The organism is Enterobacter sp. Sphag1F, from assembly GCF_014193275.1.
GTDB classification, from domain to species: domain Bacteria; phylum Pseudomonadota; class Gammaproteobacteria; order Enterobacterales; family Enterobacteriaceae; genus Pantoea; species Pantoea symbiotica.
Genome location: NZ_JACHZD010000002.1, coordinates 735,868 through 749,915 on the forward strand (window position 1 = coordinate 735,868; position 14,048 = coordinate 749,915).

At 56.6% G+C, this 14,048-nt stretch carries 12 protein-coding genes; 10 read left to right on the plus strand and 2 right to left on the minus strand.

Annotation, left to right across the window (positions count from 1 at the left end; genetic code table 11):
- Nucleotides 1-69: 69 nt before the first annotated feature.
- The 6 genes from modE (at nt 70) to gpmA (ending at nt 6,885) form a co-directional block, all read left to right on the plus strand.
- A complete protein-coding gene (gene modE / locus FHW71_RS08910; RefSeq protein WP_154153307.1) occupies nt 70-852 on the plus strand; it encodes a molybdenum-dependent transcriptional regulator in 783 nt (260 codons plus the stop codon).
- A 76-nt stretch (nt 853-928) separates the two neighbouring features.
- Nucleotides 929-2,401, plus strand: a complete 1,473-nt coding sequence (gene modF, locus FHW71_RS08915) for a molybdate ABC transporter ATP-binding protein ModF (protein WP_179451545.1) — start codon at nt 929-931, stop codon at nt 2,399-2,401.
- A gap of 360 nt (nt 2,402-2,761) precedes the next feature.
- Complete coding sequence (gene galT / locus FHW71_RS08920; protein WP_008109054.1) at nt 2,762-3,805, plus strand: galactose-1-phosphate uridylyltransferase; 1,044 nt, start codon at nt 2,762-2,764, stop codon at nt 3,803-3,805.
- Nucleotides 3,806-4,954, plus strand: a complete 1,149-nt coding sequence (gene galK / locus FHW71_RS08925; protein WP_154153312.1) for a galactokinase — start codon at nt 3,806-3,808, stop codon at nt 4,952-4,954.
- Nucleotides 4,948-5,982 carry a galactose-1-epimerase gene (galM, locus tag FHW71_RS08930; RefSeq protein ID WP_179451547.1) on the plus strand — a complete coding sequence of 345 codons (1,035 nt, stop codon included), beginning with the start codon at nt 4,948-4,950 and terminating at the stop codon, nt 5,980-5,982. Before galK ends, galM begins: the two co-directional genes overlap by 7 nt.
- A 150-nt stretch (nt 5,983-6,132) precedes the next feature.
- Nucleotides 6,133-6,885, plus strand: coding sequence for a 2,3-diphosphoglycerate-dependent phosphoglycerate mutase (gene gpmA / locus FHW71_RS08935; RefSeq protein ID WP_008109047.1), 753 nt, complete (start codon nt 6,133-6,135; stop codon nt 6,883-6,885).
- 60 nt (nt 6,886-6,945) lie between these two features.
- On the opposite strand, the gene aroG is transcribed toward gpmA, so the two are convergent.
- Nucleotides 6,946-7,998: a 3-deoxy-7-phosphoheptulonate synthase AroG gene (gene aroG / locus FHW71_RS08940; protein ID WP_008109046.1), complete on the minus strand. Its 1,053-nt coding sequence runs from the start codon at nt 7,996-7,998 to the stop codon at nt 6,946-6,948.
- A 300-nt stretch (nt 7,999-8,298) separates the two neighbouring features.
- Here aroG and FHW71_RS08945 point away from each other — a divergent pair, with 300 nt between their 5' ends.
- The 4 genes from FHW71_RS08945 to zitB all read left to right on the plus strand — a co-directional run bounded on the left by FHW71_RS08945 (nt 8,299) and on the right by zitB (nt 13,327).
- Entirely contained in the window at nt 8,299-8,634 is a 336-nt protein-coding gene (locus FHW71_RS08945) for a YbgS-like family protein (RefSeq protein ID WP_154192254.1), read from the plus strand.
- Between the two features lie 103 nt (nt 8,635-8,737).
- On the plus strand, nt 8,738-9,322 hold the full coding sequence (locus FHW71_RS08950) for a response regulator transcription factor (RefSeq protein ID WP_008109041.1): 585 nt from the start codon (nt 8,738-8,740) through the stop codon (nt 9,320-9,322).
- A gap of 38 nt (nt 9,323-9,360) precedes the next feature.
- Nucleotides 9,361-12,390 carry an ATP-binding protein gene (locus tag FHW71_RS08955; protein ID WP_218889212.1) on the plus strand — a complete coding sequence of 1,010 codons (3,030 nt, stop codon included), beginning with the start codon at nt 9,361-9,363 and terminating at the stop codon, nt 12,388-12,390.
- A complete protein-coding gene (zitB, locus tag FHW71_RS08960; RefSeq protein WP_061717352.1) occupies nt 12,359-13,327 on the plus strand; it encodes a CDF family zinc transporter ZitB in 969 nt (322 codons plus the stop codon). Before FHW71_RS08955 ends, zitB begins: the two co-directional genes overlap by 32 nt.
- On the opposite strand, the gene pnuC is transcribed toward zitB, so the two are convergent.
- Nucleotides 13,321-14,043 (minus strand): nicotinamide riboside transporter PnuC, encoded by a 723-nt coding sequence (pnuC, locus tag FHW71_RS08965; RefSeq protein ID WP_179451551.1) that lies wholly within the window; start codon nt 14,041-14,043, stop codon nt 13,321-13,323. The two genes, zitB and pnuC, sit on opposite strands and share 7 nt — an antisense overlap.
- Nucleotides 14,044-14,048: the final 5 nt, after the last annotated feature.

Here is a 14,048-nt window from a genome sequence, read left to right on the forward strand (position 1 = left end):
AAAACGCACTGCCCTTTTCGTGCTTTTACTTTAGGCCTTACACTAGGTTCATAAACCTAAGGAGCTGACATGCAGGCAGAACTTTCTCTCCATATTCGTCTTCAGCAAAAGCTGTTTGCCGATCCGCGCCGCATCGAATTACTGAAACGCGTACAGCAAACCGGCTCGATTAGCCAGGGCGCGAAACTGGCGGGCATCAGCTACAAAAGCGCCTGGGATGCGATCAATGAGATGAATCAGCTGGCCGATCAAACGCTGGTGGATCGCGCGACCGGCGGCAAAGGCGGCGGCGGCGCGCAGCTGACGCGTTATGGCGAACGCTTGATTCAGCTGTTCCAGTTGATGGAGCAAATTCAACAGAAAGCCTTCGATGTGCTGCAAAACGACAGTTTGCCGCTCGACAGTTTGCTGGCGGCAATTGCGCGCTTCTCGCTGCAAACCAGCGCGCGCAATCAGCTGTTTGGTACGGTGCTGGCCAGCGATCATCAGCAGGTGCAGCAGCACATTGAGGTGCTGCTCGCCGATGGCGTGACGCGCCTGCAAGTGGCGATCACCGCCCGCAGCGCTGAACGGCTACAGCTCGACAGCGGCAAAGAGGTGCTGGTGCTGATTAAAGCGCCGTGGATTCACGTCAGTCACGCCGCCGACAGCAGCGATAATCAGCTGGCCGCGCAGATCAGCGCGATTGAGCCCGGCGATCAGGTTAGCGAAGTGTTGATGGCGTTGCCGAGCGGCGAAACGCTGTGCGCTACCGTCACCAATGACGCGGTGAAACAGCAGAATCTGCAGGTTGGCGCCAGCGTCACCGCCAGTTTTAATGCCGAACACGCCATCATCGCCACACTGCTCTGAAATCCACGGCATGATTTGACTTCGCCTGCATCGCTGGCTAAAACTGAGCAACACGATGCATAAAACGGAATAAATCATGGCTTCATTGCAAATTTCGCAAGGCACATTTCACCTTAGCGACACCCGAGCACTGTCCCTCAACGATTTAACTCTCAACAGCGGCGAAAGCTGGGCGTTCGTCGGCGCCAACGGCAGCGGCAAGTCATCGCTGGCGCGCGCCCTTTCCGGCGAATTGCTGCCCGGCAAAGGCAGCGTGCAGCAGGATTTTCAGCACCGCAGGCGCCTGTCGCTGGAGCAACTGCAAAAACTGGTCAGCGATGAGTGGGAACGCAATAACACCGATCTGCTGAGTGAAGGCGAAGACGATACCGGCCGCACCGCCGCGCAAATCATTCAGGACGAAGTGAAAGATGAGGCGCGCTGTCAGGCGCTGGCGCAGCAGTTTGGCATCACTTATCTGCTCGATCGTCGCTTCAAATACCTCTCCACCGGCGAGACGCGCAAAACGCTGCTGTGTCAGGCGCTGATGGCGCAGCCGGATTTGCTGATCCTCGATGAACCTTTTGATGGGCTGGATGTGGCGTCGCGCGCCAGCCTGGCGCAAACCCTCAACGATTTGCATCAAAGCGGTTATAGCGTGGTGCTGGTGCTTAATCGCTTTGATGATATTCCCGAGTTTGTCGAGAAGGTTGGCGTATTGGCGGAATGCACGCTAACTCACGTGGGCGAGCGCCGCGCGATTCTGGCTGAAGCGCTGGTGGCACAGCTGGCACACAGCGAGAAACTCGAGGGCATGGCGCTGCCGGAAGCGGATCAGCCGGATCAATTGCCGCAGCTGGCTGAAGATGCGCCGCGCGTGGTTCTGCGCAACGGCGTGGTGTCGTACAACGATAAAGCGGTAATTGATGGCCTGAACTGGCAGGTTAATCCCGGCGAACACTGGCAGATTGTGGGGCCGAACGGCGCGGGTAAATCTACCCTGCTCAGTTTAGTGACCGGCGATCATCCGCAGGGTTACAGCAACGATTTAACGCTGTTCGGCATCCGACGCGGCAGCGGTGAAACCATCTGGGATATCAAGCAGCATATCGGCTACGTCAGCAGCAGCCTGCACCTCGATTATCGCGTCAGCTGCAATGTGCGCACCGTGGTGCTCTCCGGCTTCTTTGACTCGATTGGTTTGTATCAGGCGGTGTCCGATCGGCAAAAAGCGCTGGCGCGTCAGTGGCTGGCGCTGCTCGGTATGGATAATCATCTGGCCGATGCGCCGTTCCACAGTTTGTCGTGGGGACAGCAGCGGCTATTGTTGATTGCGCGCGCGCTGGTGAAGCATCCTACGTTATTGATCCTTGATGAACCGCTGCAAGGACTGGATCCGATTAACCGCCAGCTGGTGCGTCGCTTTGTCGATGTGCTGATTGGCGAAGGCCGCACGCAACTGCTGTTTGTTTCCCACCACGCCGAAGATGCCCCGCAGTGCATCACCCACCGCCTGAGTTTTGTCGCGCAGGAACAGGGTTACGGTTTTCTGCAAGAGTCGCTGCGTTAATTAGCGGTCGCCATGAATGGCGACCCTACGAAGGCCTACCGTGCAATAAAGCCATTGCCAAAATAATTCGTGCTGCTGCAAGGCGGCAAGCAGGCAAGTCCCCAGGAGCTTACATCAGTAAGTGACTGGGGCGCGCATGCGCAGCCAACGCAGCAGCAGTTCGAAGTATGAAGGCAATGTAACCGCTACCATTTCATTGCCTGGTAAGTAAGCAAATAGCACTGATAACCCCACAAAATGAGAATCGTCACCTTGTGTAAACGATACCATTTATCCAGACTGGATCACGCTTTCACGCTGGTCTTTGTGCTACTTTGATCAAAATCATTTTTATCTGTTTGCCGTTTACCAGGACTCATCATGGAAAAATTTAACCCGGTCGATCATCCGCATCGCCGTTATAACCCATTGATCGATCAATGGGTGCTGGTCTCACCCCATCGCGCTAAGCGTCCGTGGCAAGGCGCGCAGGAAACCCCGGCGCTGGAGCAGCTGCCGGCGCACGATCCTGACTGTTTCCTCTGTGCGGGAAACACTCGCATTACCGGTGACAAAAACCCCAACTATAAAAGCACTTACGTGTTCACCAATGACTTTGCCGCGCTGATGACCAACACGCCAGACGCACCGCAGAGCGACGATCTGTTGATGCGCTGCGAAAGCGCGCGTGGTACCAGCCGGGTGATCTGTTTCTCGCCGGACCACAGCAAAACGCTGCCGGAGCTGCCGCTGAGCGGACTGGAAGATATCGTGCGTACCTGGCAGGAACAGACCGCCGACCTCGGCCAGCACTATCCGTGGGTGCAGGTGTTTGAAAACAAAGGTGCGGCGATGGGCTGCTCCAACCCGCATCCGCACGGTCAGATTTGGGCCAACAGCTTCCTCCCGAACGAAGCGCAAAAAGAAGATGACCATCAGCGTCACTATTTTGCCGAGAAAGGCACGCCGATGCTGGTCGATTACGCCGCGCGTGAAATGAATGATGGCAGCCGCACGGTGGTGGAAACCGAACACTGGCTGGCAGTGGTGCCGTGGTGGGCGGCGTGGCCGTTTGAAACCTTGCTGCTGCCGAAAGCCCATGTGAAACGCATCACCGATCTCACCGAGCCACAGCGCACCGATCTGGCGCTGGCGCTCAAGCAGCTCACCAGCCGCTACGACAACCTGTTCCAGTGCTCATTCCCCTATTCAATGGGTTGGCACGGCGCGCCGTTCAATGGCGAAAGTAACGATCACTGGCAGCTGCATGCGCACTTCTATCCACCGTTGCTGCGTTCAGCCACGGTACGCAAATTTATGGTTGGCTATGAAATGCTGGCCGAAACCCAACGTGATTTAACGGCGGAACAGGCAGCTGAACGTCTGCGTTCTGTCAGCGATGTCCATTTCCGCGAGGCGCAATAAATGTCATTAAAATCCATTACTCAACAGGTATTCGCTGACACCTTCGGCTATCCAGCCACGCACAGCATTCAGGCACCGGGCCGTGTCAATCTGATCGGCGAACACACCGATTACAACGATGGCTTCGTGCTGCCGTGCGCCATCGATTATCAAACCGTGATTGCCTGCGCCAAACGCGACGATCGTCAGGTGCGCGTGATTGCCGTCGATTACGACAATCAGCAGGATAGCTTCTCGCTGGATGCGCCGATTGAGCCGCTGAAAGAGCCAATGTGGGCCAATTACGTGCGCGGCGTGGTGAAACATCTGCAGAAACGCGATGCTAGCTTTGGTGGCGTCGATATGGTGATCAGCGGCAACGTGCCACAAGGCGCGGGCCTGAGCTCTTCGGCGTCGCTGGAAGTGGCGGTTGGTACCGTATTCCAGCAGCTGTATGCATTGAACCTCGACGGCGCAGCGATTGCAGTGAACGGTCAGGAAGCGGAAAACCAGTTTGTCGGCTGCAACTGCGGCATCATGGATCAGCTGATCTCCGCGCTCGGTCAGCCGGATCACGCCATGTTGCTGGATTGCCGCACGCTTGGCACGCGCGCGGTATCGATGCCGGAAGATGTCGCAGTGGTGATCATCAACTCCAACTTCCGTCGCAGCCTGGTGGGCAGCGAATACAACACGCGTCGTGAGCAGTGCGAAACCGGCGCGCGCTTCTTCAATAAACCGGCGCTGCGCGATGTGACGCTGGAAGAGTTCGAAGCCTCAGCAGGCGAACTGGATGCGTTGGTAGCCAAACGCGTGCGTCACGTCATTACCGAAAATGCGCGCACGCTGGAAGCAGCCGATGCCTTAAGCGCTGGCGATTTGAAACGTATGGGCGAACTGATGGCCGAATCGCACGCCTCGATGCGTGACGATTTCGAAATCACCGTGCCACAAATCGACCAACTGGTTGAGATTGTGAAAGCAGAAATCGGCCCGCGCGGCGGCGTGCGTATGACCGGCGGCGGATTTGGTGGCTGCATCGTGGCGCTGATGCCAACCGATCTGGTCGATGCGGTGAAAGCGGTGGTGGCCGAGAAGTATGAAGCACAAACCGGCATCAAAGAGACCTTCTACGTGTGCAAAGCGTCCGCAGGAGCAGGCCAATGGTAAGTGATGTGAATTCACACGCGCCAGACGGGCAACCGTGGCGCATCACTGTGCTGCGTAATCGCAACGGCATGGTCGCGACCTTTATGGATTGGGGCGCGACCTGGCTGTCAGCGCGCGTGCCAATGCTGGATCACAGCGTGCGTGAAGCATTGCTCGGCTGCGCCACGCCATCTGATTATCTGCATCAGGATGCCTATCTTGGCGCGACGATTGGCCGCTACGCAAACCGCATCGCCTCGGCCGAACTGAAGCCGCTTAATTTGTTGCTGGCAGCGAATCAGGGCGCACATCAGCTGCACGGCGGGCCGGAAGGTTTCGATAAACGTCGCTGGCAGATCCTCAGTCAGAGCGAAAGCGAGGTGCACTATCGCCTCGATTCGCCGGATGGCGATCAGGGTTATCCCGGTAATTTAATCACCGATGTCATCTATCAACTTGATGATGATAATTGCCTGTCGATTCGCTACGAAGCGCAAACCGACAAGCCCTGCCCGGTCAATCTGACCAACCATGCTTACTTTAATCTTGATGCGCATCATGGTGATGCGCGCCAGCATCGCTTACAACTGCACGCCGATCGTTACTTGCCGGTGGATAGCGAAGGTATTCCTAACGCGCCGCTGAAAGAGGTAGCGGGAAACAGTTTTGATTTCCGCCAGCCGAAGCGCGTCGCTGATGAGTTCCTCGCCGATGACGATCAAAAAGCGGTGAAAGGCTATGACCACGCCTTTTTGCTCAACACCGCTGGCGACAGCAGCCAGCCCGCCGCCCATTTGTGGTCTGCGGATGGCAAGCTGGAGCTGAGCGTATTTACTGCTGCCCCGGCGTTGCAGTTCTACAGCGGCAACTATCTGGCGGGAACACGCGCCCGTGAGCAGGACAGCTATACTGCTTTCCAGGGCATCGCTCTGGAGAGCGAATTTTTACCGGATTCGCCCAACCATGCAGAGTGGCCGCAGCCCGATTGCTGGCTGCAACCCGGCGACAGCTGGCAGTCCGTGACGCGTTATCGCTTCACGCCGCACTGAGCCACCGGATGAAAAACGCGCACTGCGCTGCCGACAGGCTTACGCCGTGCGTTGTTTTCCGCTATGGTATGGCGCTATTAGTGAGCCGCTTCTCAGCGGCCGCAGCCGGTTTCAATACTAATCGTAAATCGAGCATTAAGGAGTAAAGCTATGGCCGTAACTAAGCTGGTACTGGTGCGACACGGCGAAAGCCAGTGGAACCAGGAAAACCGCTTCACCGGATGGTACGACGTTGACCTGTCTGACAAAGGTCGCACTGAAGCCAAAGCAGCCGGTCAGCTGCTGAAGAAAGAAGGTTTCGTGTTTGATTTCGCTTACACCTCAGTGCTGAAGCGCGCTATCCACACGCTGTGGAACGTGCTGGATGAGCTGGATCAGGCTTGGCTGCCGGTTGAGAAAACCTGGCGTCTGAACGAGCGTCACTACGGTGCGCTGCAAGGTCTGGATAAAGCAGAAACCGCCGCTAAATACGGTGACGAGCAAGTGAAACAGTGGCGTCGTGGCTTTGCCATCACCCCACCAGAGCTGGATCGCGCTGATGAGCGTTTCCCTGGCCACGATCCGCGTTACGCTTCACTGACTGACGCGCAGCTGCCAACCACCGAAAGCCTGGCGCTGACCATCGAACGCGTGATTCCTTACTGGAACGAAAGCATTCTGCCGCGCATTAAGAGCGGTGAGAAAGTGATCGTTGCTGCACACGGCAACTCACTGCGTGCACTGGTAAAATACCTCGACAACCTGAGCGAAGACGAGATCCTCGAACTGAACATCCCAACTGGCGTGCCATTGGTGTATGAGTTCGACGAGAACTTCAAGCCGCTCAAACGTTACTATCTGGGTGATGCTGACGAGATCGCTGCGAAAGCGGCAGCCGTAGCAAATCAGGGTAAAGCGAAGTAAGCGACCGCTGAAACGCAAAAAGGCCAGACGCGAGTCTGGCCTTTTTTATTGCCGCTAAGCTTAACCGCGACGCTGTTTGACCGCCTGAGCCAGCTGACGCAACGCTTTCTCGGTGTCTTCCCAGCCGATGCAGGCATCGGTCACGCTCTGGCCGTACACCAGCGGTTTGCCGCTTTCGAGGCTCTGATTGCCTTCCACCAGATGACTCTCGATCATCACGCCGGTAATTGCCTGCTCACCGCCAGCAATTTGCTGCGCCACGTCATCAGAAACGACCATCTGACGCTGGAACTGCTTGCTACTGTTGGCATGGCTGAAGTCGATCATCACCTGCGGACGCAAGCCTGCTTTCTCCAGACCGGTTTTCACTGCCGCAACGTGTTCCGCACTGTAGTTCGGCTCTTTGCCGCCGCGCAGAATGATGTGGCAATCTTCGTTACCGCTGGTTTCGACAATCGCCGAGTGACCATATTTGGTGACCGACAAGAAGCAGTGCGGTGCGCTGGCTGCACCAATCGCGTCAATCGCCACTTTGATGGTGCCGTCGGTGCCGTTTTTGAAGCCCACCGGGCAAGAGAGGCCGGAAGAGAGTTCGCGATGCACCTGCGATTCAGTGGTACGTGCGCCAATCGCGCCCCAGCTCATCAGATCGGCCATATATTGTGGCGTGATCATATCGAGGAACTCACCCGCTGCAGGCAAACCGATGTCGTTGATATCCACCAGCAGCTTGCGCGCCAGGCGCAGGCCGTCGTTGATCTGGAAGCTACCGTCCATAAATGGATCGTTGATCAGCCCTTTCCAGCCCACCGTGGTGCGCGGTTTTTCAAAGTAAACGCGCATCACCACTTCGAGATCGTCTTTCAACTCATCACGCAATTTCAGCAGACGCGCGGCATACTCTTGCGCAGCCTGGGTATCGTGAATCGAGCACGGACCGATCACCACCAGCAGACGATCATCTTCGCCATGCAAAATGCGGTGAATCGCCTGACGTGACTGCGCAACGGTTTCGGCAGCTTTATCGGTGGCGGGGAATTTCTCAAGCAAGGCAACAGGAGGAAGTAACTCTTTGATCTCTCTGATGCGTAAATCGTCGTTCTGGTAATCCATACACAATTCCATTCAAATTTCTGGCCCAACGTCCGTCGGGCGCAACCCGCCCACTTTAGCCCTTCACGCGGTAGGTGTAAATTACGCACCGTGGCTAAAATGTATATCTCAAGTTTGCATTAATATATCTATGCACTAAGCTTTTTAAATGTAAGCACTAAGGAATGAGGTGTTTACAAAATTTAATATTTAAGCGAAGCGTATAAGGTGGAATTTTATTCCATCGCGGCACGCTATTTTCGTCAATTAACACCAGTGCGTGTTTGACGGCAACTATCCATTAATTACTGGAGCATAATGATGAATAAGTTTGCAATGATCTTTCTGACGGCAGCGATGACTTTAGGTAGCGGTGCTGTAATGGCTGCAGACAATAATGGCGCGGCTAACGCTTCAGCAGAAGCAGGCGCAGCAGCGGGCGGTGCAAAACAGAATCTGCCACCGAATAAAGTTGATAACAGCAAAATCAACAGCGGCAGCATGAACACTAATAGCGCTGCAACATCCGGCACCAACACCAGCAATATGTCTGCGGAACAGGTTCATAAAAATTCAATGTGTAAAGAGGGCAAATGCCCTGACATGAATAAAAAAGTCGGAACCAAGCATCATAAGACCGATGGCACCACGCAGTAAGTAAGTCATTGGTCTCAATCGGGAGAGCTTCGGCTCTCCCTTTTATTTTGCCCCCCGCCCTTTTCCGCTATGCTGAAGCAATGAAATTCACAGGAACTGATTCATGGCTTCATTGCTGCTTATTGATGATCACCCGTTAGTTGAAGTCGCACTGGAAGCGGCTTGCGTTAACGCTCCTATCACGCTGAAAATTCACGCCGCTGGCGACGAAGCCCAGGCACGCCAACTGCTGCAGCAACATCCCATCGACTTAATTGTGCTGGATATTGGCTTACCCGATTGCGACGGCCTTGAGCTGCTGCGCCGGTTACGCGTGCGCAATCAGCACTGTCCTGTGTTGATCTATTCCGCGCAGCAGAGCCGCCACACATTGCTCAGCGCGGTGTCGCTGGGCGCCGCCGGTTACGTGGTGAAAAGCCAAAGCATGGCGCAACTATTGAGTGCAATTCTGGCAGTGCTCGGCGGACAACAGGCGTTTCCGCCGCTGCCAGAGCGTATCGAACTGCCGTTAACCGAGAAGGAGCAGCAAATTGTAGCGTTGCTGGTACGCGGCTTATCGAATCTGCAAATTGGCGAGCAGCTGCACATCAGCAATAAAACCGTCAGCACCCATAAGAAGAACATCCTGGAGAAAACCGGCGTGCAATCAGTGGTTGAGCTGGCTGAACTGTGGAAAGCGCAGCAGTGAGGATTTGGCTATTACTCGGCCTGTTGGTGCTGAGTGTGATGGCGAAAGCCGATCTGCAACCCGCTAGCAGCGTGATGTTACCCGCGATGATGCCAGCGCCGCACGCCGAGCCGTGGCCGGGTGCAACCTTGCGCGTCGCGGTGCCGGCACAGAACAGCGCGCCCTGGGCGATGCGCATTGGCGATCACATCTGGGGCATCGACGCCGACTATCTCAGCGCCCTTAGCCAGTTGACAGGCACCCATTTCACGCTGCAAAGCTATGCCGATCGCGCGCAGCAGCTGGCAGCCTTGCAGCGCGGCGAAGTAGATTTGGTGTTGAGTAATCAGCACACCGAGCTGCCATCCGATGTTCTGCTCAGCGATAGCTGGTACAGCAGCCCGATTCGTATCTATCGCAACCGGGATAATCAGCGCGCGGTGATGTTCAACAGCGACACCGCGCAGCTCACCATTGCCGAGGCGACGCTAGCGCAGTTGCCCGCCGAATTTGTCCAGCAGCATCGCTGGCACACCTTGCCGGGCGATCTGCAGGCGCTGTATGCGCTGCTCAATCAGCAGAGCGATTACCTGGTCGCCGATGAAGCCAGCGCCGGTTTCCTGCTGGGCCAACTGCAGCAAGGACAAATCTACCAAATCACCGCCGATCCCGGTGCGGGCGAACTGACGCTACGTGCACTGGCGCGCGATGCCGCCTTGATCCACTGGCTTAACAGCCAGCTGCGCCTGCTGCCCGCCGAATTCAGCAGTCGCGTCCAGCAGCGCTGGAGTCCGCCGCTGCTGCGCTATCAGGACACGCAAACATTGATGCTTTCGGCTGGCGAAAAGCAGTGGCTGGCGCAGCACAACGAGATTCCCTATGCGGTTGAGGCGGATAACGCGCCATGGAGTTATCGCGACAGCAACGGCAATGCGCGTGGCTTTGGCATCGATCTGCTAAACGCGCTGAGCCAAAGTACCGGCCTGCGTTTTACCCCGCGCTGGGTCAACAATCCGCAGCAGGCCGCCACGCTATTGCAGCAACAGCAGGTAATGCTGAATCTTTTACAGCCGCTGTATGGCGACGATCCCGGCAGCAACACCTTGCCGGTATGGCGCGCCATTTGGGGAATTTACACGCTTGCCACCCATCAACCGATGAACTGGCAATCCCTACAAGGCCAGCGCGTAGGCGTGTTACGCGACGATCTCGCCTCACGTTTGCTGCCATCTGGCGTTACGCCACAGCCGTTTGACGACCGGGCGCAGCTGTGGCAAGCGCTGAATAGCGGCCAGATTGATGCGCTAGTGGATAACGTGCTTTCCGCGCGCTGGCGTATGGCGAGTCACGAAGATAATCGTGTGCATTTGGCGTTTGCCGCCAGCGATATCGCCTGGCCGCTGGCACCGCAGGTAAGCGCTGAACAGCCTGAGCTGCGCGCCCTGCTCGACCATGCATTGCAGCAGATCCCGCCCGATACGCTCAATCAGATGCGCGTCAGCTGGTCACAGCCGCCGCAGCCCGGTACCACGATGGCGATGCGCAATATTCCGCTGATGATTTTGATTGCGGCTGGCGTGATTATTCTGTTGCTGCTGGGTTTGCTGGCGCGTCGTTACTGGCAGCAGCGTCGTGATCGATTGCAGCGTGAACAGGCCGAACGCGCCAATGCCGCCAAGAGCCAGTTTCTCGCCACCGCCAGCCACGAATTGCGCACGCCGATGCAGGCGATTCTCGGTTTGCTGGAGCTGGAACAGCAACAGCACCCGAGCGAACGGCTGGCGCTGATGCACAGCAGCGCGCGCTCGCTGATGGCGCTGCTAAACGACTTGCAGGATCACGCACGCATTGAGAGCCAGAGCTTCCGTTTGGCGCCGCGTCCGCTCAATCTGACGCTTTGGCTTCAGCAACAGCAGCAGTTCTATCATCCCTTGATGCGCGATGCCGGGCCAAACCTGATTGCCGAAGCCCTGACGCCGCTGCCTGCCAGCGTGCTGCTGGATGGCGATCGCCTGCAGCAGGTGGTGAATAATCTGGTCGCCAACGCCCTGAAGTTTACCCGCGAAGGCGAAGTTCGCCTGTCGCTGGCGGTTGATGCGCATATCCAGCTTACGGTGGCCGATACCGGCAGCGGCATTCCGCTTAACGAGCAGGCAGAGCTGTTTGAACCCTGGTATCAGGCGCCATCCGGCAAAAGCCATGCGGTACAAGGTAGCGGATTGGGTTTGTTTATCTGTCGCGAGATTGTGCAACGGATGGGCGGTTCGCTAACGCTCACTTCAGAGCCCGGCAGCGGCACCACGGTCAGCGTGCAGTTGCCGTTAGTACTGAGCGAAGAGCCGTTAACCGAGCGCACAGCAAGCTGGCCACTTTACCCGCAGCTGCGCGTAGCGATTGTGGACGATCACCCGACCAATCTTTTAGTGATGCAGCAGCAGCTGGCGAACTTTGGTGTGCAGGCGCAGGTGTTTGAAGAGGGCCGAGCGCTGCTGCGCGCCGATGCCCAGCGCGCCTTCGACATCTTGTTTATCGACCAGATGATGCCGCGCCCGGATGGTTTAACGCTGCTTCGCATTCTGCGCCGTCGCCAGCGCCAGCGCGGCACCGCCACGCTGCGCGTGCTGTGCTCTGCGGATGTTCAGTTGCTGAAAATCGCCCTGCAGGACGATGAAGCCTTGCTGCTTAAACCCATCGAGCTTGATCATCTGGCGCCGCTGCTGGCGCGCGCGGTAAAAGATCCGCTGGATTTGTTGCCAAACAGTTTGCTGATTTTGGCGCAGAATAATCAGGCGTTTATTCCACGCATCTGCCAGACCTTGCAGCGCACGCTGCAACAGGATCGGGATTCGCTGATCAGCGCACGCGATAAGCAAAACTGGTCAGCGCTGGAACAGGCAGCGCACCGCATGAAAGGCAGCTGGTTGATGCTCGGGATGGATGAGGTTGCCGAGCGCTGTCAGCAGTTGATTGTGCAGACCAAACAGCAGCAGTTGCCGCTTGATGATCTCAATTTACTGATATCATTAACAAACAGGTTACTTAAACAACTGGAAAATTATGGCACACACTCATTCCCACGGCGCAGCTAGCAGCAACCGCACGCGGCTGGCAGCGGCGTTTGGCGTAACGGCGCTGTTTATGGTGGCGGAAGTGATTGGCGGGCTGGTTTCTGGCTCGCTGGCGCTGCTGGCCGATGCCGGACATATGTTGACCGATGCCGCCGCACTGCTGATGGCGTTACTTGCGGTGCAATTTGCTCAGCGCAAACCCAACGCGCGTCATACCTTCGGCTTGCTGCGCCTCACCACCTTAGCGGCGTTCGTCAACGCCATTGCGCTGTTGGTGATAACGGTGCTGATAGTCTGGGAAGCGCTGCGTCGCTTTTACGAGCCACAGCCAATAGCAGGCGGATTGATGCTCGGCATCGCCATTGCCGGTTTGCTGGCCAATCTGCTGTCGTTCTGGCTGCTGCATCGCGGCAGCGAAGAGAAGAATCTCAACGTACGTGCGGCGGCTTTGCATGTGCTGGGCGATTTGCTGGGTTCGGTCGGTGCGATTGTCGCGGCGGTGATCATCATGTTGACCGGCTGGACGCCAATCGATCCGATTCTGTCGCTGCTGGTGTCATTGCTGGTGGTGCGCAGCGCCTGGTCGCTGCTGCGCGAGAGTCTGCATGAGCTGCTGGAAGGTGCGCCGGGCCATATCAACGCGGATAAACTGTCGCGTGAGCTGACGCGCAATATCGATGAAGTGCGTAACGTGCATCACGTTCATCTGTGGCAAGTAGGTGAAAAGCCAGTGCTGACGCTGCATGTGCAGGTGATTCCGCCTTACGATCATGACGGCCTGCTTAAGCGCATCCACCATTATCTGCATGAGCACTATCAGATTGCCCATGCCACGGTGCAGATGGAGTATCAGCCGTGCAGCGGACCGGACTGTGAGCTCTGTTTAGATAACAGCGCCGCGCAGCACGATCACCACGATCATGCTGCGCTGGAAGGTCACGCTCATCATCATCACTGATGTGACAGCGCGCGCGAGCCATGTTCGCGTGCGCTTTGCATCCACAGACGCGAACCGTTGAGCGCAATCAGCGTCAGAATCGCGTACTCGAGTGACATGGCATAAACGCCCTGACGCGCAAAGATCATCACGCTTATGACGTTGATCACCACCCACAGCAGCCAGTTCTCAACGTATTTACGCGTCATGAGAATCATCGCCACAATCGACAACACCATCATGCACGAATCCCAGAACGGGAAAGCATCCGGCTGCAGCTGCGGCATCGCCACGGTGAGCCCCACGCTCTGCATGATGCCGACCGCTGTTTTGGTCAGGAAGGCAAACACTGGATCGATATAAAGCGTCATCAGAGCAATAGCCACCACGCACGCCGCGCCCCAACCCAAGGCTTTTGAGCGCGGCAGCCAGCGAATTTGCAGCTCAGTTTCATTGTTGGCGGTTTGCCGACTCCACGCGTACCAGCCGTAAACGTTGGCGACGAAGAAGAACAGCTGCAGCAATAAGCTGGCGTAGAGCTGAATCTGGAAGAAGATCACCGCAAACAGCGTGACGTTAATCAGCCCGAAAAAGTAGTTGATGATTTTTTCCAGGCTGGCGAGCCAGATACATAGCAAGCCAGCGATGGTGCCAACGGCTTCGATCCAGGAGAGATCGTAGCCGCCAACGCCAAGTGGAATGTGAACCAGAATATTTTGCGTGCTAAAAAAGTCCATATAAG

What these genes read in the sequence shown, in the direction of transcription:
- modE (WP_154153307.1), top strand. Translation starts at nt 70, where the DNA reads ATGCAGGCAGAACTTTCTCTCCATATTCGTCTTCAGCAAAAGCTGTTT.
- modF (WP_179451545.1), top strand. Translation starts at nt 929, where the DNA reads ATGGCTTCATTGCAAATTTCGCAAGGCACATTTCACCTTAGCGACACC.
- galT (WP_008109054.1), top strand. Translation starts at nt 2,762, where the DNA reads ATGGAAAAATTTAACCCGGTCGATCATCCGCATCGCCGTTATAACCCA.
- galK (WP_154153312.1), top strand. Translation starts at nt 3,806, where the DNA reads ATGTCATTAAAATCCATTACTCAACAGGTATTCGCTGACACCTTCGGC.
- galM (WP_179451547.1), top strand. Translation starts at nt 4,948, where the DNA reads ATGGTAAGTGATGTGAATTCACACGCGCCAGACGGGCAACCGTGGCGC.
- gpmA (WP_008109047.1), top strand. Translation starts at nt 6,133, where the DNA reads ATGGCCGTAACTAAGCTGGTACTGGTGCGACACGGCGAAAGCCAGTGG.
- aroG (WP_008109046.1), bottom strand. Translation starts at nt 7,998, where the DNA reads ATGGATTACCAGAACGACGATTTACGCATCAGAGAGATCAAAGAGTTA.
- FHW71_RS08945 (WP_154192254.1), top strand. Translation starts at nt 8,299, where the DNA reads ATGAATAAGTTTGCAATGATCTTTCTGACGGCAGCGATGACTTTAGGT.
- FHW71_RS08950 (WP_008109041.1), top strand. Translation starts at nt 8,738, where the DNA reads ATGGCTTCATTGCTGCTTATTGATGATCACCCGTTAGTTGAAGTCGCA.
- FHW71_RS08955 (WP_218889212.1), top strand. Translation starts at nt 9,361, where the DNA reads ATGGCGAAAGCCGATCTGCAACCCGCTAGCAGCGTGATGTTACCCGCG.
- zitB (WP_061717352.1), top strand. Translation starts at nt 12,359, where the DNA reads ATGGCACACACTCATTCCCACGGCGCAGCTAGCAGCAACCGCACGCGG.
- pnuC (WP_179451551.1), bottom strand. Translation starts at nt 14,043, where the DNA reads ATGGACTTTTTTAGCACGCAAAATATTCTGGTTCACATTCCACTTGGC.